General features: G+C 36.6%; 22 protein-coding genes and 1 pseudogene. 13 read left to right on the top strand and 10 right to left on the bottom strand.

Annotated elements, in window-relative coordinates:
- Positions 1–21 precede the first annotated feature (21 nt).
- Positions 22–891, top strand: a complete 870-nt coding sequence (locus tag LC418_RS13360) for an EamA family transporter (protein WP_111953404.1) — start codon at positions 22–24, stop codon at positions 889–891.
- Positions 892–921: 30 nt separating this feature from the next.
- Here the strand turns inward: LC418_RS13360 and LC418_RS13355 are convergent, their stop codons facing one another.
- Positions 922–1,779 carry an NAD(P)-dependent oxidoreductase gene (locus LC418_RS13355; protein ID WP_223559491.1) on the bottom strand — a complete coding sequence of 286 codons (858 nt, stop codon included), beginning with the start codon at positions 1,777–1,779 and terminating at the stop codon, positions 922–924.
- A gap of 205 nt (positions 1,780–1,984) precedes the next feature.
- Here LC418_RS13355 and LC418_RS13350 point away from each other — a divergent pair, with 205 nt between their 5' ends.
- Entirely contained in the window at positions 1,985–2,614 is a 630-nt protein-coding gene (locus tag LC418_RS13350; protein ID WP_223559490.1) for a chloramphenicol acetyltransferase, read from the top strand.
- Positions 2,615–2,647: 33 nt separating this feature from the next.
- On the opposite strand, the gene LC418_RS13345 is transcribed toward LC418_RS13350, so the two are convergent.
- A complete protein-coding gene (locus LC418_RS13345; RefSeq protein WP_223559489.1) occupies positions 2,648–3,241 on the bottom strand; it encodes a Crp/Fnr family transcriptional regulator in 594 nt (197 codons plus the stop codon).
- Between the two features lie 606 nt (positions 3,242–3,847).
- On the opposite strand from LC418_RS13345, the gene LC418_RS13340 reads away from it, so the two are divergent.
- The gene (locus LC418_RS13340; protein WP_111953414.1) at positions 3,848–4,189 is read left to right on the top strand and encodes a helix-turn-helix transcriptional regulator; all 342 of its coding nucleotides are present in this window, start codon (positions 3,848–3,850) and stop codon (positions 4,187–4,189) included.
- Positions 4,190–4,209: 20 nt separating this feature from the next.
- On the opposite strand, the gene LC418_RS13335 is transcribed toward LC418_RS13340, so the two are convergent.
- A complete protein-coding gene (locus LC418_RS13335; RefSeq protein ID WP_223559488.1) occupies positions 4,210–4,941 on the bottom strand; it encodes an MBL fold metallo-hydrolase in 732 nt (243 codons plus the stop codon).
- Between the two features lie 75 nt (positions 4,942–5,016).
- On the bottom strand, positions 5,017–5,766 hold the full coding sequence (locus tag LC418_RS13330; RefSeq protein ID WP_223559487.1) for an NUDIX hydrolase: 750 nt from the start codon (positions 5,764–5,766) through the stop codon (positions 5,017–5,019).
- 416 nt (positions 5,767–6,182) lie between these two features.
- On the opposite strand from LC418_RS13330, the gene LC418_RS13325 reads away from it, so the two are divergent.
- Complete coding sequence (locus LC418_RS13325; RefSeq protein WP_262901796.1) at positions 6,183–7,325, top strand: MFS transporter; 1,143 nt, start codon at positions 6,183–6,185, stop codon at positions 7,323–7,325.
- Here the strand turns inward: LC418_RS13325 and LC418_RS13320 are convergent.
- Positions 7,322–7,708 carry a winged helix-turn-helix transcriptional regulator gene (locus LC418_RS13320; protein ID WP_223559485.1) on the bottom strand — a complete coding sequence of 129 codons (387 nt, stop codon included), beginning with the start codon at positions 7,706–7,708 and terminating at the stop codon, positions 7,322–7,324. The genes LC418_RS13325 and LC418_RS13320 overlap by 4 nt on opposite strands.
- A 157-nt stretch (positions 7,709–7,865) precedes the next feature.
- Between LC418_RS13320 and LC418_RS13315 the strand changes: the two genes are divergently transcribed.
- The 3 genes and pseudogenes from LC418_RS13315 to LC418_RS13305 all read left to right on the top strand — a co-directional run.
- Positions 7,866–8,801, top strand: coding sequence for an alpha/beta hydrolase (locus tag LC418_RS13315; RefSeq protein WP_223559484.1), 936 nt, complete (start codon positions 7,866–7,868; stop codon positions 8,799–8,801).
- A 2-nt stretch (positions 8,802–8,803) separates the two neighbouring features.
- A complete protein-coding gene (locus tag LC418_RS13310; protein WP_223559483.1) occupies positions 8,804–9,976 on the top strand; it encodes an MFS transporter in 1,173 nt (390 codons plus the stop codon).
- Positions 9,977–10,015: 39 nt separating this feature from the next.
- Positions 10,016–10,124 (top strand): annotated as a pseudogene (locus LC418_RS13305) (DsbA family oxidoreductase); the annotation flags it as partial.
- 59 nt (positions 10,125–10,183) lie between these two features.
- Here LC418_RS13305 and LC418_RS13300 read toward each other — a convergent pair.
- From LC418_RS13300 to LC418_RS13285, 4 genes are all read right to left on the bottom strand, one after another.
- Entirely contained in the window at positions 10,184–10,510 is a 327-nt protein-coding gene (locus LC418_RS13300) for a helix-turn-helix domain-containing protein (RefSeq protein WP_223559482.1), read from the bottom strand.
- A gap of 30 nt (positions 10,511–10,540) precedes the next feature.
- Positions 10,541–10,963 (bottom strand): transposase, encoded by a 423-nt coding sequence (locus LC418_RS13295; protein WP_111953428.1) that lies wholly within the window; start codon positions 10,961–10,963, stop codon positions 10,541–10,543.
- 230 nt (positions 10,964–11,193) lie between these two features.
- Positions 11,194–12,456: a hypothetical protein gene (locus tag LC418_RS13290; RefSeq protein ID WP_223559481.1), complete on the bottom strand. Its 1,263-nt coding sequence runs from the start codon at positions 12,454–12,456 to the stop codon at positions 11,194–11,196.
- A gap of 140 nt (positions 12,457–12,596) precedes the next feature.
- Entirely contained in the window at positions 12,597–13,238 is a 642-nt protein-coding gene (locus LC418_RS13285) for a hypothetical protein (protein WP_223559480.1), read from the bottom strand.
- Between the two features lie 203 nt (positions 13,239–13,441).
- On the opposite strand from LC418_RS13285, the gene LC418_RS13280 reads away from it, so the two are divergent.
- Complete coding sequence (locus LC418_RS13280) at positions 13,442–14,416, top strand: helix-turn-helix domain-containing protein (RefSeq protein WP_223559479.1); 975 nt, start codon at positions 13,442–13,444, stop codon at positions 14,414–14,416.
- 176 nt (positions 14,417–14,592) lie between these two features.
- Here LC418_RS13280 and LC418_RS13275 read toward each other — a convergent pair whose 3' ends face one another.
- A complete protein-coding gene (locus tag LC418_RS13275) occupies positions 14,593–15,714 on the bottom strand; it encodes a hypothetical protein (protein WP_223559478.1) in 1,122 nt (373 codons plus the stop codon).
- A 465-nt stretch (positions 15,715–16,179) separates the two neighbouring features.
- On the opposite strand from LC418_RS13275, the gene LC418_RS13270 reads away from it, so the two are divergent.
- The 5 genes from LC418_RS13270 (at position 16,180) to LC418_RS13250 (ending at position 20,329) form a co-directional block, all read left to right on the top strand.
- Positions 16,180–16,881 carry a DsbA family oxidoreductase gene (locus tag LC418_RS13270; protein ID WP_223559477.1) on the top strand — a complete coding sequence of 234 codons (702 nt, stop codon included), beginning with the start codon at positions 16,180–16,182 and terminating at the stop codon, positions 16,879–16,881.
- Between the two features lie 395 nt (positions 16,882–17,276).
- Positions 17,277–17,858, top strand: a complete 582-nt coding sequence (locus LC418_RS13265) for a 5'-methylthioadenosine/S-adenosylhomocysteine nucleosidase family protein (RefSeq protein WP_223559476.1) — start codon at positions 17,277–17,279, stop codon at positions 17,856–17,858.
- A 66-nt stretch (positions 17,859–17,924) separates the two neighbouring features.
- The gene (locus tag LC418_RS13260) at positions 17,925–18,719 is read left to right on the top strand and encodes a helix-turn-helix domain-containing protein (RefSeq protein ID WP_223559475.1); all 795 of its coding nucleotides are present in this window, start codon (positions 17,925–17,927) and stop codon (positions 18,717–18,719) included.
- A 68-nt stretch (positions 18,720–18,787) separates the two neighbouring features.
- On the top strand, positions 18,788–19,798 hold the full coding sequence (locus tag LC418_RS13255) for a S41 family peptidase (RefSeq protein WP_223559474.1): 1,011 nt from the start codon (positions 18,788–18,790) through the stop codon (positions 19,796–19,798).
- Between the two features lie 9 nt (positions 19,799–19,807).
- A complete protein-coding gene (locus tag LC418_RS13250; RefSeq protein ID WP_223559473.1) occupies positions 19,808–20,329 on the top strand; it encodes a GNAT family N-acetyltransferase in 522 nt (173 codons plus the stop codon).
- The last annotated feature ends 10 nt before the right edge of the window (positions 20,330–20,339 follow it).

Raw genomic sequence — 20,339 nt, 5'->3', positions numbered from 1 at the left:
TTACGAATATTAAATTTAGAAATGAAAAATTCAAACCTGGCAATTTCAGCAACACTTTTAGCGATTATCTGTGTACAGGGAGGTGCTTCCATTGCTAAACAGCTCTTTCCTCTGATAGGCCCTATTGGGACTGTTAGTTTGAGGATCGGGCTTTCTGCTGTGTTGCTCATTTTGATTAACCGTCCGAAATTTTTGCAGTTCACCGCACAAAAATGGAAGTACTGTGCAATGTATGGGATTGGTCTGGCAGCGATGAATCTCGTTTTCTACATGGCTATTCAAAGGATCCCGTTGGGGCTGGCGGTTACGGTAGAATTTGCAGGGCCTTTATTTTTGGCCATTGCTTTATCCCGGAAATTGCTGGACGTAGTATGGGCATTGCTGGCCTGTATTGGGATATTACTCATTGTTCCGTGGCAAAGCGATCATGTTGATCTGGTTGGAATTGGATTGGCTTTTCTTGCAGGAATGTTTTGGGCGGTATACATCGTCATGGGTGGAAAAGTGGCTAAAATTATGGATGGAAAAGATGCGGTTACCACCGGAATGGTATTTGCAAGTCTGGTTATCATCCCTTTTACCATATGGGACGGAGCTGTATTCAATCTTACGCCTTCTATTTTTGTAAAAGGTTTAGGAGTGGCTATTTTGTCTAGTGCGTTGCCATTTTCACTGGAAATAATGGCATTGAAAAGACTTCCCGCAAAGACCTTCAGTATTCTGATGAGCCTGGAACCTGCATTTGCAGCTCTTTCAGGTTGGGTATTTCTGGTAGAAGAACTGAGTTTTTTACAATGGATTTCAATCAGTTGCGTCATTGTGGCCAGTATAGGAACAACTGTTTTCAGTAAAGCGACGGCTCAGAATGAAATTGTTCAAAGCAAAGAATAAGCTTCTGCATAAAAAAGGTGTATCATTGTATCATTTTTCAGGCTGATTCTTCAAATAATTAATAATTCCGATCACATCATCCTTACCGAAACCATCATCATGGGCAGACTGGTAGGTTTTGCTCAGAACCTCAGATAGAGGAAAATCAGCACCGGCATTCTGAGCTAATAAAATATCTTTCAGCATGAGATCGAGAGCAAAAGCAGGCTCATATTGGTTTTTGATCAGCATAGGTGTTTTTACTTTGGTAGCACCGCTTCCGCTGGCACTTTCGTTGATGATTTCCAGCATGGCAGTTCGGTCGATTCCCAATTGATCTGCAAACAGAACCGTTTCCGCCAATCCCTGGTAAATAGCAGACAGGAAATAATTGATGGAAAGTTTTCCTGCAATTCCTTTTCCGTTTTCACCTAAATGCTTTACTGCTCTTCCAAGCTTTTCAAGATATGGCATGGCCCGTGAAAGATCTTTTTCTTCACCACCTGCCATAATGATCAGCGTTCCTTCTGCAGCAGGAACGGTACTTCCGGCTACCGGCGCATCGATGAAAGCTGCTTCTTTTATCTTAATAGCTCCGCTGAGCTCTGCCGTGGCCTGTGGAGAGATCGTACTCATGTCTATAAAAAGTTTTCCGGTAATATCCGATTTCAGGATATCTTCATAAACTGCTTTGGCAGCATGGTCATCGGTAAGCATTGTAAATACGATGGTGCTGTTCTCCACCAGATCAGAAATCTGAGTGTAAACGGTTGATTTTTCTTTAAAGTCTTTAGTTTTTTCAGATGATCTGTTGTAAACTGAAAGCGGGAATCCTGCTTTTTCAATATTTTTTGCCATAGGATGGCCCATATTTCCTAACCCTATGAATCCTATTTTCTCTTTCTCCATGCTTGATTTTTTTACGGCGATTAAACAATGGCATTTAAGCCAAAATATAAAATTATTTACACTGGAAAAATGAATTTCATCATGTAAACCTGCTCTATTTGCATCAAAAAACCGACCAAAGCAAGGCTGTATTTTTACAATATTTTTTGTTGATTAACTTTTAAAACCCGGAAAACTTACGGAAATTTGCAGCAAATAAAAATCAATGAAGATCATAGACGTCGAAAAATGGAACAGGAAAGAGCATTTTGAATTTTTCTCAAAAATGGACAGCCCATACTTTGGATTTACCACTGAAGTAGACTGTACAAAAGCTTATGCCTATGCAAAGGAAAACGGCCATTTTTTTTTCGCGACCTATCTTCACAGGTCGATGGTAGCCGTAAATGCCGTAGATGAGCTGAAACTGCGGATTGTAGACAATCAGGTGGTTTTATATGATGCCATTCATGCAGGAACTACAATAGGAAGGGCAGACGGGACTTTTGGTTTTGCATTTATCCCTTTTTCAAACGACTTTAATACATTCAATGGTATTATGCAGGAGGAAATAGAGGATGTACAGCGTACATCAGGGATCAGGATGAATAATGGCGAGCTTGGTAAGGATCTCATCAGGCATTCAACCATTCCATGGAATTCTTTCAGCGCCCTGCTTCATCCTACCAGTTATAACAATTCTGAATCTGTTCCGAAAATTACATTCGGTAAATTCAGCATCCGTGACGGAAGAAAGTTTCTTCCGGTTTCTGTGGAGGCTCACCACGGGCTGGCGGATGGAATTCATATCGCGAGATATCTGGAGGAGTTTCAGAAGCAGCTTGATGAGTTTTAAATCCTGTAAAATTCTATTTTATTAAAGTAAGAATCAGTACATAATTTTTCTATTCTCTATTTTCAAAATCTTATCTTTTTCCATACTTTTTATGGCTCTTATTACTGTTTCTACGCGCAGACCGGTAAGGGAAGCAAGTTGTTGTCTCGTCAGAGGAATTTGGAAAGAATAGGGTGTTTTGCCCTCATCATAGCTTTTGAAATAATCCATTAGCTGTTTCAGCTTCAGCATAGGATTCTGGAAAGAAAGATTATAAAGCATCATATATTTGTAATACATTCTTTCTGCCATACATTGATAGACATTCAGGGAAACTTCCTGGTTTTCCTTTATTAAATTCAAAAAATTCGATTTTGGAAGTTTGAAAATTTGGGAATCCTTTATAGCGATTGCATTCATTGGATAAGGACGGTCTATAAACAGAAGAGACTCTCCAAAACTGTATCCGTCGTAAAATATATTCTGAATAAATTCTTTTCCGTTCTCCGTATAATTATTGAGCTTAACCTGCCCTTGCTTAATCTGGTAATAAAACATAGGAAATTCTCCTTCGCGGAAAATGATATCACTCGATTTATATGCTTTAGTTTCTGCTCCAAATGAAATTAATAAATCTTCTACAATCATGGTATAATAAGCTAATTAAAATTTTAAACAAATGTTTAACCATTCATGTCTTTCATTATGCAATAAACAGAAAAGCTGAAAATTTCAATAATGTAAAGAACGGCAATTTTAATGAGTTTCTTCAATATGTCCTACCACATACATACCACAATATTTTGATAGCCTCATATTAAAATCTTTTAATATTCACCAGTAATAGAGAATATAATCCTTAAGAACATTGATTAAGATCATAAAAAACAAAATTTACATCTGCTACATTTGTTGAAATATAAAATATAGTTTAACCTAAATTTTGAGCTGGAAATATAATAAATACACTAAGTATAAGCGGGGCGTGGTATGTATGTGGTATTTTAATTCTGTAGAATTTTAATCATTTTCTCTTTCTTTGTTGCTTTTAAAATAGTTAAAGAATGAGCGTCAGATAGAGGTTTGCAAGAAAAAATACCGATCCGGAAAGTGTATTTAGAATTATAAATTATAGACTGTAATCTTAAACTTCCATAACACCATAAACAACTGTTACAATAACAGGAAAAGAAGAATAGGTACTGGTGCTGTACATACTAAAGCACCGGAAATAAGTAGAGATGAGAAAATATTATGAAAAACGAAAAACCGCAATCTAATTTAGAAGATTTGAATCAAAAGATTTTTATGCAGGACGAAATTATCACTTTAGCTAAAGAAAATTCACCACGTCTGTTGAATAAATTCAGGTTAGTTTACCCTGATTTTTTTGACAAAATAGCTAAAATACACCCCAATCTCAAAAACTCTGAATTGATTTTTTGCATTTATCTAAAACTTAACTTCACTACTAAGGAAATTGCAACTTATACTTTTGTGACTCCAAAAGCCATTCAGAACAGAAAAAACCGGATCCGGAAAAAACTTAATATTCCTTCCGAAATGGATATTTACAAGTGGTTTAATGATCTTTAAAAACAATTTTTTGCATTAGATTATATTTGGATTACTGCTTTGGCCAGATCGTGGTAAAGCAGTATTTTCCATTGTTCATCAGCAGCTTCTTTCTGCCATTTCAGTCTTAATTCCATTGCTTTTCTACCATCAGAATCACTTTTATAAGCAAGATGGTATTTAAGGTAAGATTCCTGGGGAAGATCATCCGCTCCGTAAAAAACAGTTTCCCCGTTTTCTCTGATCCAGAATACCTGCATAAAAGGGGTATGGCCACCCACCACTTCAAAAGAAATCCCGCTAGCGATCTCTCCCTGATCTTCACTCATCCATACAATATTGGGAAGGCTGATCAGTTTTTCCAATGTATCAAAATCAAAAGAAGGATTCCCTTTATTTTCCATTGCAAAAGCCAGTTCTCTTTTTTGAATATAAATTTCTGCGTTGGGAAATGCCGGCTGAAAATCATTGCCGTTCCGTATGATACTCCCATCAATATGGTCTTTATGAAGGTGTGAAAGAAGAAGTTTTGTGATCTGTTCCGGTTTTATATCCTCTTTTTCCAATAGCTCGGAAATGATAGTTTTTCCTTCAGCGTTTTTCCAACCTATGCCGGCATCAAGAAGGATATAATCATTGGCTGTAATAATAAGAAACGGCTGCACAGACATTTTAATTCCTTTCACTGTATCAAAATTTTCATCTGTCAATAGTGTAAAGTCCTTTGTTTTGCTGGCCGAGAAGTTGCCTTCTTTGAGCGGAATAATTTTCATTCTGCAAATTTCCCAAATATTTCTAAAACCTGAAAACCTTTTTTTCAATAGAGCTCATCGGAAAAAACGATCATCTTACCAGCTGTTCAACCCGTTGTTCAGAGCTCTGATATAATTTTCTTCATCAAAAGAGTAGAGGTCAGGAGCTTTATGGGCGCCACCGCGTCTCTGTTCTTCAAGCTTTTTCAGGATTCCCAAAGACTTCATTTTCGTATAGAAATTCCCACGGTTAAGTTCTTTTCCCAACACAGCTTCATATAATTTCTGAAGTTCAGGAAGCGTAAATTTTTCCGGAAGAAGGTTTCGCCCGATAGGTATTGCTGCAATTTTCTGCCTCAATATGAGAAGAGCTTTTTCAATGATCTCACGGTGATCCATCGCAAGTTCAATTTCCTGCAGTTTGCTGAGGAAGATCCATTCGCAGGTCTCACTGTATTGATCGGGAATGATGTTAAGCATTGACGGGTTATAAAGTGCATAATATCCTACAGAAATAAACCGTTGCTTTTGAAAAAGAGTTTCATCAAAATCCTCAAAATAAGATTCACTTCTGTTTTTTCTTCCGAACACTCCGAATTCTTCAAGATAAACATCTGCAACACCGGTTCTTTCTTTGAGGATTCTTTTAACAGCTTCATCCAGATCTTCATCTTTTTTAACATAGCCGCCCGGCAGCAGCCATTTTTGCCTGTAATTGGTCTTTAGAAGCAGAACTTTAAGTTCATTATACTCAAATCCAAAAATAACGGGATCGGCTGAAATATGAGGCAGGAAAATTTCTTTTGCCTCGGCAGATTGCTGTAAAAGCTGTTGTTTAAAATCCATGGAACTAATCTGAGATTGTGTCTTATTACAAATTTGCTGAAAAAAAACGAAAAATCCTTTACATAGAGACTTTAAAAAAATCACTTTAATAATCTTAAAAAAAGAAAAGCAACTACAAAATATTTACAGATACTTTACGTTAGAGATAAGACACAAAATACATGGCTGACTTTCTGTAAAGCTATTAACTGACGAAAAACAATTCCCGCTTTTACTGCTGACAAATTATTTTAAGATTAAATGCCATAGTTGATTGAAAGAGGCCGTTCCAAATAAACGGCCTCATTATCTTTGCTAATCTTAAGCTGAACTTTTTATTTGGCTGTTTCAACCCTTAAACGTTAGCAGTTCATAATTCTAATCATATCATGCAGGCAAATTTATCCTCTGGCATCTCCCGTACTGTAATTTGGCTTATGGCTGTTATTTCAGGTCTTGTGGTAGCCAATAACTATTATAACCAGCCATTATTGGCACTGATTTCGGACGATCTTCATGTTTCTGAAAGTGCAGCAGGAAGAATTTCTGTGCTTACCCAGGTAGGCTATGCGCTGGGGCTTTTACTTCTGGTGCCTTTGGGAGATAAATTTTTCCGTAAAAAATTAATCTTATTTGATTTGGTTCTTGTATTCGGATCGTTGCTTTGGATGACCTTTGCCACCGAATTATGGATGCTGTACGCAGCAAGCCTGCTGATAGGAGCGACTTCCGTCATTCCACAGCTGTTTGTGCCTATTGCAGCAGAATTATCTTCGGATAAAGAAAAATCTTCCAATATTGGACTTGTAATGTCCGGGTTGCTTCTTGGAATCCTTTTGTCACGCTTTATTGGCGGTATCGTAGGCGAAGTCTGGGGTTGGAGAGCTATGTTCGGAATTGCAGCGGGATTAATGATCGTAGTGTGGATCGCCGTATACAAAATGCTTCCGGAAATGCAGCCAAATTTCAAAGGAACGTACAAGGAACTAATGCAGTCCGTGGTTCATCTGGCAAAAACACAGCCTATCTTACGTCTCGCTTCATTCCGGGGAGCGATGGCTTTCGGGTCTATGTGTGTTTTATTTACAACGTTGGTCTTTCATATGGAAAAGCCGCCTTTCAATGCGGGCTCTTCCGTAGTAGGGAGCTTCGGGCTGGCCGGAGCTGTAGGAGCACTGGCAGCCGCAAAAGTGGGTAAACTTCAGAAATATCTGGATATCAACAGAATCATATTGTACTCACTTTTTATAGTAGTGGGAAGCTGGGCGTTTACCTATTTTGCCGGGGAAACTTATTGGGGCCTGATCGTTGGCGTTATCCTGGTAGACCTGGGCGTACAGTCCAGCCATATTATGAACCAGACCAATTACTTTTTAATCAAATCCAATGCGGTTAACAGATTGAATACTGTTTATATGGTTTCTTATTTCATCGGCGGATCCCTCGGAACGTGGCTGGCTTCTATAGCCTGGCAATATGCACAGTGGGAGGGAGTATGCTTTGTAGGAGCATCTTTTGGACTGCTGGCCATTTTAGCTCATCTTGTATTCAGTAATAAAGTAAACGCACCCCAGCCTTAATTTTCAGCCTCTGCCTTACCCATATTTTCCTGAACCAAGTCCCTGTGTTTGGTTCCCCATTTTTCCAGATCTTCCCAGATCGGGATCAGTTCTCTGGCAATATCCGTGAGCTCATAATCTACTCTTGGCGGAACTTCAGCATGTACTGTTCTTTTTACCAACCCTTCTTTTTCCAGTTCCCGGAGTTGAAGTGTGAGCATTCTTTCGGTAATTCCACAGATCCGGTCGCGCACTTCACTAAAACGCAGTTTTCCGTCTTTTAACCTGTTTAAAATCAAAAGCTTCCACCTGCCTCCGATCTTGCAGACAGCATAAGACAAATCACACTCCTGTATGTACTTTTTATTGATGTTATTCGTTGAATTTTCCTTTATTTTTCCCATAGCTTACAAATTTGTTAGTACCGTACAATTAGCTGTATACAGTGCAAATGTAAGGTTTGAAAATTAATTTTGCATTCAGAAACTGAAAATAAACAGCAGTTCCGGAACAAGAGCGCTCAACGTTCCAAAAATAGTATTCACATAAAAAATAAGAACAATGCAGTTAACAGAACCTATCAATCAGATTTTAAATCACTTAGAAAAAATACATTCATTCAATGCCAAAAATCCATTAGAGGATACCCGAAAATACCTTGAAACCATGTCCCTTCAGCTTAGCAGAAAAAAAGAACCTGTTGCCATGATAGAAGAGCTGAATATTCCTCTGACAAACCATCAGATTCCGGTCCGGATCTACCGTCCAAAAGGGAAAGATATCCGAAATTCATCAGCAATCATTTATATTCATGGTGGATGGTTTATTGCCGGCAGTTTTGAAACCCACGATGCTGTAGTTCGGAAACTGGCCAATAAAACCGGATCAGTGGTGATCTTTGTGGATTACCGCCTAGCTCCCGAACATGCTTTTCCTGCAGGCTTAAACGATTGCATCGATTCTGTAAAATGGGTCGCAGACCATGCGGAATCTTTGGGAATTGATGCCAACCAGATCGGTATTATCGGGGACAGTGCCGGGGGCGCACTTGCAACAGGTGTTTCTACCCAGATAGGAGAGCTGTTGAAATTTCAGGTACTGATTTATCCTGCTGCAGATCATCAGCTCAATACAAAATCATGGAAGACGTATGAAACAGGCCCTGTTCTTAATAAAGAAGGAGGTATCCAAGCCTGGAAATGGTACCATCCTGAAGGAGCAGACCATCCAAATCCTTTGGCAATACCTATTTTGATCAAAGATTTTAAAAATACGCCACCTACATTAGTTCTTATTGCAGAACATGATGCTTTGAGAGATGAAGGAGAAGAGCTGTCACAGCATATGAAAGACGCAGGAATTCCTGTTCGTATCAGCTTTTATAAAGATATGGTTCATGGTTTCATGCATATGGGAGAGATCCTGAATGAGGTCCAAAAGGCTACTGATGAAATAGCAGAGTTTGCACATCAACATCTTAAAACTGCAGGAAAATAAGCATGAAAAAATATGCATATATCGGCTGCCTTGGATTCATTGCAGTTATTACCAGTGAATTTGGGGTCATTGGAATTCTTCCGCAAATCGCGGAACATTATCAAATAGGTATAGATAAAGCAGGGTGGCTGCTCAGTGCTTTTGCTTTGATCATTGCTTTAACGGGGCCTTTCATGACTTTACTAATGTCCGGATTTGATCGCAGGAAAGTAATGCTTGCCGCAATTTCCATCTTTTTGTTTACTGCTTTAGTTTCCTCACTGTCGCCATCGTTCTGGCTTCTGATGCTGGTGAGGGTGCTTCCGGCTTTTCTGCAACCTGTCTATATTGCCACAGCATTGTCTGTCGCTGTGTCCGGTGCTGATGAAAAGCAGGCTAACAAACTGATGGGGATTGTTTTTATAGGGGTTGCCCTGGCTATGGTGACAACAGTTCCTTTTGCAACATGGCTGGCCAGTGTATGGATATGGGAATCTTCTTTCATTATCCAGAGTGCGGTCAGTATGATAGCTTTGGCTGTTATCTATTTTTTACTTCCTCCAATGCCTGTCAAAGAGAAAAAATCTTACAAAAGTCAGCTTAAAATTTTGACACAGCCAACATTTCTCATCAGTACTGCTATGAATTTTTTCATGATAACAGCCTGGTTTTCTACCTACAGCTATTTTGCAGATTATCTGAATAAAGCTAAAGGAATGGATGGACCGATGATCAGTTATATGCTTTTTCTGTTTGGAATCATTGGTGTTTTTTCCAATTGGATAGCAGGGAAAATGTTAAGCTGGAATGTATCAAAAACAACAGCTCTGTTTCTTTCCGGTACGGTCATCATGCCATTTTTACTGTATTTTTCCGGAGACAGTCTGCTCGCCAATATTATCAGTATAGCAATCTGGGGGTTCCTGTATTCTCCAAGTTTTCAAAATGCTTCAACCTATATGATTTCTTCTGTACCGGGTTCTCTTGAATTTGCCAACAGCTTAGCTACTTCTTTTGGAAATCTGGGGGTAACACTGGGGACTACCTTGGGAGGCTGGATGATCGTGACTAAAGGGGCCGCTTACAATCCATGGATCGGTTTTGTATTTGGTATGCTGGCATTTTTAATGATTATAGGGAGAAGTATTCTGGAAAAAAGAACTGAAAAGAAAAAAACAATTATTCCCTGTCAATAATGTAACAAATTTTGATGGGCAATAATTAAAAAAGGAAAAATGAAAATAGAAGTATGGTCAGATGTATGTGTCCGTTCTGCTATATCGGAAAACATAATTTTGAACAGGCTCTTGAATAGAATTAGAGTGGAAGAGCTTTCAGCTAGATTTAACCTTAGATGCTGCCTCCACACTATATAATATTGATAACTGTTAAAAGCCTATTTGCTATACTAAAAACATTTTCTTCCATTTGGTAACAGAATTACGGCTTAACTTGAAATGGTTTGCCAATTGGATGTTATTAAGGTTGTACTTCTTCTGGTACTCCAATATTTTCAGAATATCAGACTTGCGGTAAGAACGGTGTTTTTGATTGAAATTTTCAGTTTGATTATCTGATGTCCCAAAGATGATCGTATTCAATTGAATAATATGCAAAAAAGACAGACTGTCCATATTAAGCAATACTTCACATTCTTTTCGCTTGTGAGGAAATTTCTTGGTCAGTATATCGGAATAAATGTTTTTATAATTAGGCTGATTATTTTTCATATGTATAGATTTGATAAAGAGAGGAATAGCTTATTCTACCTTTTCTTTGTGTTTTATTAACCATTTGTAAAGTGTTGTTTTGGGAATCCCGTATTCTTTTATTACCCCCATCCTGGTCATTTCTCCTGTGCTGATCTGTTCCAGTATAAAATCAATGATTTCTCTGGTGTAGATGCTTTTACGGAACTGAGGAAGCGTTGTTTTTCCGGTTTTCTGTTTGGCACTTGGCGGAGCATAAATAATAAGGTGTTGTGAATAAATACGAAAAAAATCATACTCTAACAGTTTGCTCCACTTCAGCAAAGTCTCCGTATCAAGGCTTTCCTGCTGATACATTTGTTTAATCTCTTTTTCGGTACATTTAAAAAAATTACATATTCGCTGCAATTCTATCTTGCTTTCTGCAACGCCTTGTTCAATGATTTGTCCGATATGAATACTTTTGAAATTCATTTTTGTGTTTTTTTAAATGATAGATTTGACTTTCCTTTCTCATAATAAAGCCGGCAGCAAAAGAAATACTGCAAAAGATTACTACATAAAAACTTATATTAAAAAGCTGGCCGGCTAAGTTTGATTTTATTTTTGGTTTTTTCCTATGATAAAAAGAAGCTCCCATTAATTCTTCCCATCATTTGTGTCTTTATGTTCAGAAAAACGGGAGCTTCAGTTTAATTAATCATTTAAGCCGACATTCTTTGTGCTGTCATAAAGACACGTCGGATGTTATTGTTAGGATCGGTATCATTCAGGTTATCTACAGAAACATAAACTGTTATTCTGTACCAAATTCCATCTACAAGTAAATCCACTGTTTCTATCTCCTGAGAATTATCACTAGAGCTGGTAGCTATTACAGGAATTGAACTGCTGTTCATATTGTCTCCCCAGTTAAGATAAATTCCGTTATCGGTTTCCAGATAACCTCCCGGAGCGACTAGGACATTAGCACGACGATAATTAGTTTCATTTGATAATGCTGCATACCACATTTTAACATTAGAAGTAGAGATATTTACCAAACGGGGATTGTAGGTAACTGCCCCGGAACCTTGATTAGAACTTGCATTAAAATTAATATCCAATCTTACCTTTTGTCCCAGAATAGCATCATAAGTACCCCCAATATATGTACTCAATAGTCCAATATATGTCGCTGGTAATGTAAAAGTAAAGAACTGATACTCTCCAGGAGCAAGTACTTTTCCAAGGCCAACTGTTGCACTACAGCTCTGTCCTCCGATTGAAAGTGGAAATGTTGTTGTATTCGGGCTGGATACCGTTGGTGTCCCGGAAATAGTATAGTTTAAAGTACCGGATCCCTGTGCAAAATTACCCTGCGGAAGTGTTGCCGTAAGTCCGTTTACAGGTCCTATAGTCTGTGCAGCATATATTCCTGCATTTCCTCCTGTATAGGGAATAGACATTGTACCACTATAAGGGGTACCTGCAGTATAGGAGATCGGAAACAGAGAAGCACTTGCACAGTTCAGACCACCTATTGTACCCGGCTGTAATGAGCGTCCATCCAAAGGTCTCCATTGGGTTCCGTCCCAATATACATATCCTTGAAAGGCAAGGGCAGCTGTTCCTAAGTTGTACACCAATAAGCCAACTGCAGGACTGGGAATTGTAGCCGCGTCGTTATGGGCTGTTAAAGCTACTCTCGGACCTAAAAATCCTTTTTGACTTCCCGATGCAAGCTGGCTTACATTAAGCTCCAGAATAGCAGATGCGTCGGGAGCTGCTCCGATACCTGTAGATCCTGATGCAGTTACAATAAAATCATCTTTTAATTGTGCCGCTGTTGGAGTTCCTGTGGCCACATTATTTTTGGCACCATCTATATTGAAAATACCTTGTGGGTTTTGTGTGTTGATCCCGACCTGAGACCAGGCTAAGGAAGATGTTGTCAAGGCTATTGCTAAGTATATATTTTTTTTCATTGTTGTTTAATTTAGAATCGGTTGAATAACAGGGTCTATATTCTGTTATTATTTATTTTTTTATGTTTTTGTAACAGATTTCGATGGTTAATGACATCTGGTTACAGTTGAGGGATATTCTTACTTGTTTGCTTATAGCTTTAAAAAGGGGGAGGCCGGATACTGAAGACTTTTATATGGGAATGGGATACTGTATTATTATTACGCTCCCATGATACATCTTTTGGGAAAACAAAAGAGTTAAGGCTGAAACAGTTCTCGTTAATCAGCTGTTTATGATAATCGTTGTATGTGGAAGGGATAAAATATCTGCTATCCGTAGCTAAAATGAAATATTTTCTTTTGCTATCTGTTGTAAAACAAATGTTTATAGGTTTAGCAACCTTGCTTTTCTTTACTTCAGTTGGTTCCTTATATGCTTTTTTAGCTAGGGATCTTGCAGATGGAATATTCCTTTTCTTTTCCCCGTCAATAAAAATATTGTGTCCATTATATAGTATGGTTCCTTCTGAAATAAAAAGAATCTTGTCTGTTTTTATTTCTTTGGCTTTATTGGGAAAAGAGAATGGAGCCTTTGTAATGCTATGCATTTGATCTTTATTGAAAACATAAGCTCCTTCAGATACAAAAATTACAGTGGATTTATTTTTTTTATTACTTTTGCCAGATTCGATTTTTTTTTGATCAAATAAAGGACGCATAGCATAAGCATACAAAGTTCCCAAAGTGAGAACATATATTAATAAAAAGCTTTTTGCTATGGTCACAATATTTTTCATCATTTGTATTTCGCAGCAAAATTATATGCATAAGTGGAGATTGAAAAACAAAAGAGGTCAAAGCATCAATGAAAAATCACTTTTTAATTAAAGATGAATAAGTTTCGTTATCAGTAATAGTAAACAAATTAAAATATTGATAAACAACATGTTGCATAAAGTAAAGATCACTTTTCATTGGTTATTTCAGTAAATAATACAAAAAAATGGATAATACAAGACTAAGAGAACAGGAGATCTTAAGACTAAAAGAAGAACTTTCAATAAGATATAATTATCTGATGGGAGCTATTTTATTATTATTTACATTAATATATCTTTTCATCGTAAAAGAAAAGTTGTTCGGATATTATTGTTTGGTTGGGGCTATTGCTTTGCTAAGCCATGTATATTTATTAAATACTTTTTTTCCATCACTTTCTTTAGAAAAAAGAGTGCGGGGCTATCTTATTATTGCGCCCATTTATACTTACTTTATCATACTTTATTTCTGGAAATGTTCCATTTTTCAATTTTGCTGGCTGGTTCCTGTGCCACTTGGGGCCTATGTTTTCCTTGGTAAAAAAGAAGGTTCATCTTTTTCAGTTTATACCTTGTTTATTGCAGTTGTAGCTATCTTTACTGGTGATATTGCTCCGCTTCACACTAGAATAAATTCTTATGAAAATGTTTTTCGGTATAATGACCTGCTTTCATTCGGGTTTAATATTGTAATTGTTTATTTGCTCATTTATTATAAGGATAAAATAAGGGAGCAGGAACTTCTTTCCATTATAGAAAAAAAGAAACGAATTACGCTTCCTATTACACTGGATGAAAAAGAAATATCCGGTGCAAAGTCATTATTTGAAAAAATAGAAAATGAAATCATCACAAACAAGCATTTCACCAATCCGGAGTTTAATATTTCGATGTTATCTACCATTCTGAAAATCAGCAATAACTATATTTCAAAATCAATAAGGATACAGGGATATTCTAATTTTAATACCTATGTCAACTCTCACAGGATTGGTTATGTAAAAGAATTAATTGCAAAAAGCGACCTGGAAAAAGTAACCCTGATGTATATCTATACCGAAGCAGGATTTATTAACCAATCTACCTTTAATAAAACGTTCAAACAATTTGTAGGAATGACTCCAAGCGAGTATATTCAAAAGGAAAGTAGTAAAACTTAGTACCAAATAGGATTTGGCACTAAGTTAAAGTTATAACATATAAAGAAAGAGGCTGTTTCAAAAGGTAATAATGCTCTGAGAATCTCCTAAATGGCAAAGTTGTCATAGGGAGAGCTGAGAGAGTTACTTTTGAGACAGTCTCTTCTTACATCTTTAATTGTTTTTAGAATCGCATCTTATGGAGCTGTAATCTGATCTATTTTTATAAATACTTTCATTGTTAACGGGTTAGTGCTCGTCTGTCCTCCAATTGCTCCTGCCATCATAGTTGCTGTATAGGCTACTTTTGTTGTAGTAGATGTATCTATCCAGGTATAATATCTATATTCAGGTCCATTATTAGACCCTTGATAAATACCTGGGTCCCCCCAATATACTCTTGAAGCGGTTGTGCTGGTACTCCAAGTATTTCCTGTATTAAGATCCCCTCCAAATAAATTGGGAACAGCTGTTAAAGTATTCCCCGCCTGGCCGATGTATCCTCCGTATTCAGTTGAGTTGTTCCACATCAAAACTTTATTGGCACCAGAATTATTCCTTATCTGCACATCTGACAATTGTACCTGTGTTGTGTTATTGGTAGCAGTAGCTGATGCCGTTTGATTAGAATGCCATAAAAATACCCTAAAAGTATATAAGCCATCAGGCGTTGTCGCTTCAACAGAAAAACCTTTAGTTCCATTTGAATCGGTCACAAATTTCAGATAATCCATTACCGCAAGGCTTTTAATATCGGCAGTTACTTGTTTGCCAACATTTATACTGCTGCAACCGGTAAATCCCGGATTCAACGTGATAAATGGCGTTAAATCAAATGTAATCCCCGTAGGAGAGTTTTGAGATGCAATAGGGGTCCCTGAAACACTAAATGATAAGGAACCTGAACCGGATTCAGTTTTACCATCTGAAATAGTTGCAGTTACAGCAGCATTACCTACGGATGTAAGTGTTGTCCCGACAAATTTACCGCCATTAGCAATAGTATATGGAATTTTAATAATTGTTCCTGCAATGAGAGGCGTACCACCTGTTATAATCTGCTGAGGGTCTAATATGGCTCCATTACAATTTAATGTGGCTATGGCATTAACTGCAGAAGAATTGTCCACAGCTCGCCATTCTGTACCATTCCAAAAATAAAAGCCCTTAGGTAGGGCCGTTCCGGTATTATAGACAAATAAGCTAACTGCATTGGCAGCAGTGCCTAGCTGAACCGTTGTTGTTGTTAAATTTACTCTAGGAACAAGTATTCCTTTGGTAGTGGATATAACATCCAACACCGAAGAAGGATCTGGCACCGTCGTGTTAATACCTACTTGAGCACTTACTGTCAAACAGGTAAAAACAAAAAATAATGTTTGTAAATGTTTTTTCATGTTTTGTCTGGTTAAAGTTAATATTATATAAATTTCAATACGATTAATTTTGTATTGTCAAAAATTTAATTTAATAAAGTAAATATAATATATTTTTTCTTAATAAATGTAAATTTTTGAATAATTTAAAAACATAATATATTGTATGCAATAGATTATGTTATAAGTAAAAAGACTTTTGCTTGATACAGTGAGGAGTCAAATAAATTTAATGTATTCTATAAAATTGTATTTTCGGTATTCTGGGACTATCATTTCTCAGAAGCATTATTGAGAAAAAAATAGAAAAACAGAAGAGCACAATATACTGTAATAAATTTTGTTACAATTAAGAAATATATTAATTTTGTAGTCTGATAATTCTATCAGAATTAAAATAAATAAAGAATGAAAATAGAAATATGGTCAGATATTATGTGTCCGTTCTGCTATATCGGAAAACATAATTTTGAACAGGCTCTTGAAAAGTTGCCATTTAAAGACGAAGTAGAAGTAGAGTGGAAGAGCTTTCAGCTAGATCCAACCCTAGATGCTGCTCATCCTCAGAATACAATTGAATATTTTAAAGAAAAAAAAGGTTTTCCGGCAGACCAGGCATCTCAAATGATCGGTCAGGTCGCCCAGATGGGAAAGGGATCAGGAATCGATTTTAATTTTGAAAAAGCACTGATCATCAATACTTTTACTGCTCATAAATTACTTCATCTTGCCAAAAAGTATGATAAATCGAATGAGATGGAAGAAGCTCTTTTTAAAGCTCACTTTATTGACGGAAAAAATGTAGGAGATATTGAAGAACTTATTTTTCTTGCTAAGAATTTAAATATTGATGAAGATGAGGCAAGACGGGCTTTAACATCAGATCAGTTTGATTATGAAATCAGTCAGGATATCCATGAGGCCAAAAACAATGGTATTTCCAGTGTTCCTTTCTTTGTTCTGAATGGAAAGTATGCCGTATCCGGGGCACAGCCTGCAGAAGTTTTTGCTGATGCCCTTCAGCAGACGTACAAAGAAACAGTAAGTCCGTTTAAAGACCTTTCCAAAGAAGGAGGTGCATCGTGTGATGCTGATGGATGCAGTGTGTAATACTGTAAGGAAGCCTGAAGCTGGAAGAGAGAAGTTATTGAGTTCCAACTACAGAATGATAATGTACTTTATTAAATTTTTAAGATTAATTTCTTAATTTTTATTGACTAAAGTTACTTTCAACCTCCCTCTTTCAGCTTCCTGACTATGTTAATTTCCTAACCACAAATAACACTAATAGATTCACGAATGTTACTATTGAATGTCAGCAACATTCGTGGAATTTGTGAAAAGATTAGTGACATTAGTGTTTTAATGAATAATAATTTAGCATATTTAATATAAAACGCCTCAAACCGGGGTGTTTTTTTATTCCATACAGATTAATAAAAAAAGAAGAAAGAATTCCTGTTTTAGGTGTTCAATCCTTATTTTTGTTTAAATATTTATGTTCAATGATAAAAATCAATACCGAAGCTCATTATCCTGTTTCAGAGACCCTGTTTGTCTTTGCTTTGGATTCGGAGGCCGGACAGGCTTTTGAGGGGAAAAATAAACTGGTAACAGGAATAGGAAAAGTAAACGCTGCTATTGAGCTTACCCGGGAAATTCATTTCCGAAAACCTAAACTGATCATTAATTTGGGTTCCGCAGGAAGTAAAAGTTTTGGAAAGGGTGAAGTAGTATGCTGTACCAAATTTATTCAAAGAGATATGGATGTAAGAGGCCTCGGTTTCAGTCTTTATGAAACGCCTTTATCCGGAATTCCTCCAGTTTTGGAATATGGTCTTCAAATGAACGGCCTGGAAGAAGGAATTTGCGGCAGCGGCGACAGTTTTGAGATGAATCATTTGGAAACAGACTATAATATTGTAGATATGGAAGCGTATCCGCTTGCCCTGATCGCAAAAAAAGAAAATATTCCTTTTCTGTGTCTGAAATATATTTCTGATGATGCAGGAAGTGATGCCGCAGACGACTGGTCAGTTCAGGTACACCTGGCTTCTGAAGCGTTTAAAAAAATATTATTTTCATAGCATAAGTCCTGAGGAAACTTTCGAACATTATTTTGTGTCTGTTATTAAAATCCAGTCTGCGATTATATGAAAGTTACTTTTTATCAACCGGTAAATCCTATACTTAAAAAATATATTGAAGGATATTATTTTGTAGAAAAAGATGAGAGCGATAAACCGGTCAGGTATCTTACTTTTCCGGACAACTATTTCATTGTCTCAGCCTGTCAGAATGTGACTATTGCCCAGGATAAAGGATGGGTGGAAATCCAGAGGTCTTTATCCGAAAATTTAGTGATTGACTTTGTTGCCAGATGTTCTGTTCCTACTGAAATTTTTTATCAGCAGTCTATTAATGAAATTACGGTTTATTTTAAGCCGTTGGGAATGTATCATTTTTTTGAGGCCGATAACAGTGATATTATGCAGGAACATATTCATTTTTCGGATTTTAAAGAAATCTCGAATACAGTTTTTAATGAGCCCCACAGAAAAAAACAAATTGAAATGCTGGAAAAATATTGGCTTTCAAAATTTCAATATAAAAATTTAACGTTAGCTTACTCCATATTGACTGATTTTGAAACTGAACTCAGCATTGAGGAGATTGCAGTAAAAAATGGTATAACCAGACAATATCTGAATAAAATTTCTAAGCGGTATCTGGGTAAGCCGGCGACTGAATTCAGAAAAATACAAAGATTTCGTAAAGTTCTGATATCCAATAAAAAAGTAAGGAACCTCACAGAGCTTTCCTATGAAAATCTTTTTTACGACCAGTCCCATCTTATTAAAGATTTTAAAGAATTTACTAAAATTAGTCCCAAAAAGTTCTTTGAAAATGTAGATATTGAACAAAATAATATCTGGCTGTTTATCTAAGTTTCCATTTTTACAATTTATAGTATGATCATTGAAATACTTTTACTGAAATATTAAATCATATTTCAATGAAAAAAATACTGTCCGGAATTTTCCTTTCCCTTTCTCTGGTTTCTTATGCACAGAAAGATGACACCACTGTAGTGCTCTCTGATATTACAGAAAAAGTGAAGAGTCACTACATTGATAAGAAAGCCTACCAAAAAGTAGATTCTTTATTTCAAAATGAATCTGAAAAAGGAACTTTTAAGAATTTGAGTAAAAAAGACTTTGCTGCCTTTCTGACTCAAAAATTGAGAACAACTATAAAAGACAAACATTTTTTTGTTAAATACCACGAAAACTACAGTCCACAAAAAGCTGTTGATGAGAAAGAAAGAGAAAAAGAAAACAATTTTCATAACAGCCTTGAAAATTTTGGATTTGAAAACGTTCAACGCCTGGAAGGTAATATCGGTTATATCAACTTCAAAGGCTTTGCATCGCGGGAATCCAGTGAAAAAACATTGGCTGCTGCCATGAATTTTATTGCCAATACCAATTCCCTGATCATTGACCTGCGAGAGAATGGCGGCGGAGACAATGACATGCTTCTGTTATTCTGCAGTTATTTTTTTGATAAAAAAACGGATCTTTATACTACATACTTCAGAAATAAAGAGGAAACAGTGATAAACAGTACCCAATCTAAAGTTGCCGGACAGAAATATCTTCATAAAAAAGTCTACATTTTAACCAGTAAAAAAAGTTTTTCAGCAGCAGAAGGCCTTGCCTACTTTTTACAGGAACATAAGCTGGCCGAAGTAATCGGGGAAAAAACAGGGGGTGCTGCCAATCCGGTAGATCATTTCATCATCCAAAATCAATATTTACTATTGGTCCCGGCTGGGCAAATAAAATCCGTCATAAGCCATAAAAACTGGGAACCTGTCGGCGTGATTCCTGATCAGGAAGTAAAAGCTGAAGACGCTTTAAAGGCTGCTCATCTTAAAATTTTAAAAAATATTTTAAATACAGAAACAAAAACAGAATTAAGCATACCTGAAATAAAAAATCTTATTAATAAATTAGAGCAATAAATGTATAATATGCCATCAATAATCATTCATAAAGCAGGAATAGAAGACCTTGAAACCATTCAGCGTATTGGGAGACAGACTTTTTCAGAAACCTTTGCAGAAAGTAATACTGAGGAAGCAATGAAAACATATCTCGAAGAAAGTTTCAGTACGGAAAAAGTAAAGTCGGAATTAAATAATCCTGATTCCTATTTCTTTATAGCCTGGGAAGAGGATAATCCTGTTGGGTACCTCAAATTAAACTCTGGTGCTGCGCAAACAGAATTACAAGACGATACTTCCCTGGAAATAGAGCGTATTTATGTCAAAAAAAGCCATCATGGACAGAAAGTAGGCCAACTGCTTTATGACCAGGCTCTGGAAACTGCTCAAAACCTGAACAAAAGTTATCTATGGTTAGGAGTTTGGGAGAAAAACCTGAGAGCCCTTCAATTTTACAGGAAAAATGGTTTTGAGGAATTCGGAAGCCACACATTCAGGCTGGGTGATGAAGACCAGACTGATTTAATGATGAAGAAAATTTTAGATTAAATTATTATCA

Origin of the sequence: Chryseobacterium lathyri (assembly GCF_019970085.1) — a bacterium.
GTDB lineage: Bacteria > Bacteroidota > Bacteroidia > Flavobacteriales > Weeksellaceae > Chryseobacterium > Chryseobacterium lathyri.
Note: the sequence above shows the minus strand (reverse complement) of the source record. Positions and strands in the feature narration are given on the sequence as shown.

Bases quoted from the DNA above. Each gene is read 5' to 3' on its own strand.
- LC418_RS13250 (WP_223559473.1), top strand. From the start codon at position 19,808: ATGCCATCAATAATCATTCATAAAGCAGGAATAGAAGACCTTGAAACC.
- LC418_RS13350 (WP_223559490.1), top strand. From the start codon at position 1,985: ATGAAGATCATAGACGTCGAAAAATGGAACAGGAAAGAGCATTTTGAA.
- LC418_RS13330 (WP_223559487.1), bottom strand. From the start codon at position 5,766: ATGGATTTTAAACAACAGCTTTTACAGCAATCTGCCGAGGCAAAAGAA.
- LC418_RS13295 (WP_111953428.1), bottom strand. From the start codon at position 10,963: ATGAATTTCAAAAGTATTCATATCGGACAAATCATTGAACAAGGCGTT.
- LC418_RS13290 (WP_223559481.1), bottom strand. From the start codon at position 12,456: ATGAAAAAAAATATATACTTAGCAATAGCCTTGACAACATCTTCCTTA.
- LC418_RS13265 (WP_223559476.1), top strand. From the start codon at position 17,277: ATGATAAAAATCAATACCGAAGCTCATTATCCTGTTTCAGAGACCCTG.
- LC418_RS13345 (WP_223559489.1), bottom strand. From the start codon at position 3,241: ATGATTGTAGAAGATTTATTAATTTCATTTGGAGCAGAAACTAAAGCA.
- LC418_RS13255 (WP_223559474.1), top strand. From the start codon at position 18,788: ATGAAAAAAATACTGTCCGGAATTTTCCTTTCCCTTTCTCTGGTTTCT.
- LC418_RS13315 (WP_223559484.1), top strand. From the start codon at position 7,866: ATGCAGTTAACAGAACCTATCAATCAGATTTTAAATCACTTAGAAAAA.
- LC418_RS13340 (WP_111953414.1), top strand. From the start codon at position 3,848: ATGAAAAACGAAAAACCGCAATCTAATTTAGAAGATTTGAATCAAAAG.
- LC418_RS13270 (WP_223559477.1), top strand. From the start codon at position 16,180: ATGAAAATAGAAATATGGTCAGATATTATGTGTCCGTTCTGCTATATC.
- LC418_RS13300 (WP_223559482.1), bottom strand. From the start codon at position 10,510: ATGAAAAATAATCAGCCTAATTATAAAAACATTTATTCCGATATACTG.
- LC418_RS13260 (WP_223559475.1), top strand. From the start codon at position 17,925: ATGAAAGTTACTTTTTATCAACCGGTAAATCCTATACTTAAAAAATAT.
- LC418_RS13325 (WP_262901796.1), top strand. From the start codon at position 6,183: ATGGCTGTTATTTCAGGTCTTGTGGTAGCCAATAACTATTATAACCAG.
- LC418_RS13335 (WP_223559488.1), bottom strand. From the start codon at position 4,941: ATGAAAATTATTCCGCTCAAAGAAGGCAACTTCTCGGCCAGCAAAACA.
- LC418_RS13320 (WP_223559485.1), bottom strand. From the start codon at position 7,708: ATGGGAAAAATAAAGGAAAATTCAACGAATAACATCAATAAAAAGTAC.
- LC418_RS13285 (WP_223559480.1), bottom strand. From the start codon at position 13,238: ATGATGAAAAATATTGTGACCATAGCAAAAAGCTTTTTATTAATATAT.
- LC418_RS13355 (WP_223559491.1), bottom strand. From the start codon at position 1,779: ATGGAGAAAGAGAAAATAGGATTCATAGGGTTAGGAAATATGGGCCAT.
- LC418_RS13360 (WP_111953404.1), top strand. From the start codon at position 22: ATGAAAAATTCAAACCTGGCAATTTCAGCAACACTTTTAGCGATTATC.
- LC418_RS13280 (WP_223559479.1), top strand. From the start codon at position 13,442: ATGGATAATACAAGACTAAGAGAACAGGAGATCTTAAGACTAAAAGAA.
- LC418_RS13310 (WP_223559483.1), top strand. From the start codon at position 8,804: ATGAAAAAATATGCATATATCGGCTGCCTTGGATTCATTGCAGTTATT.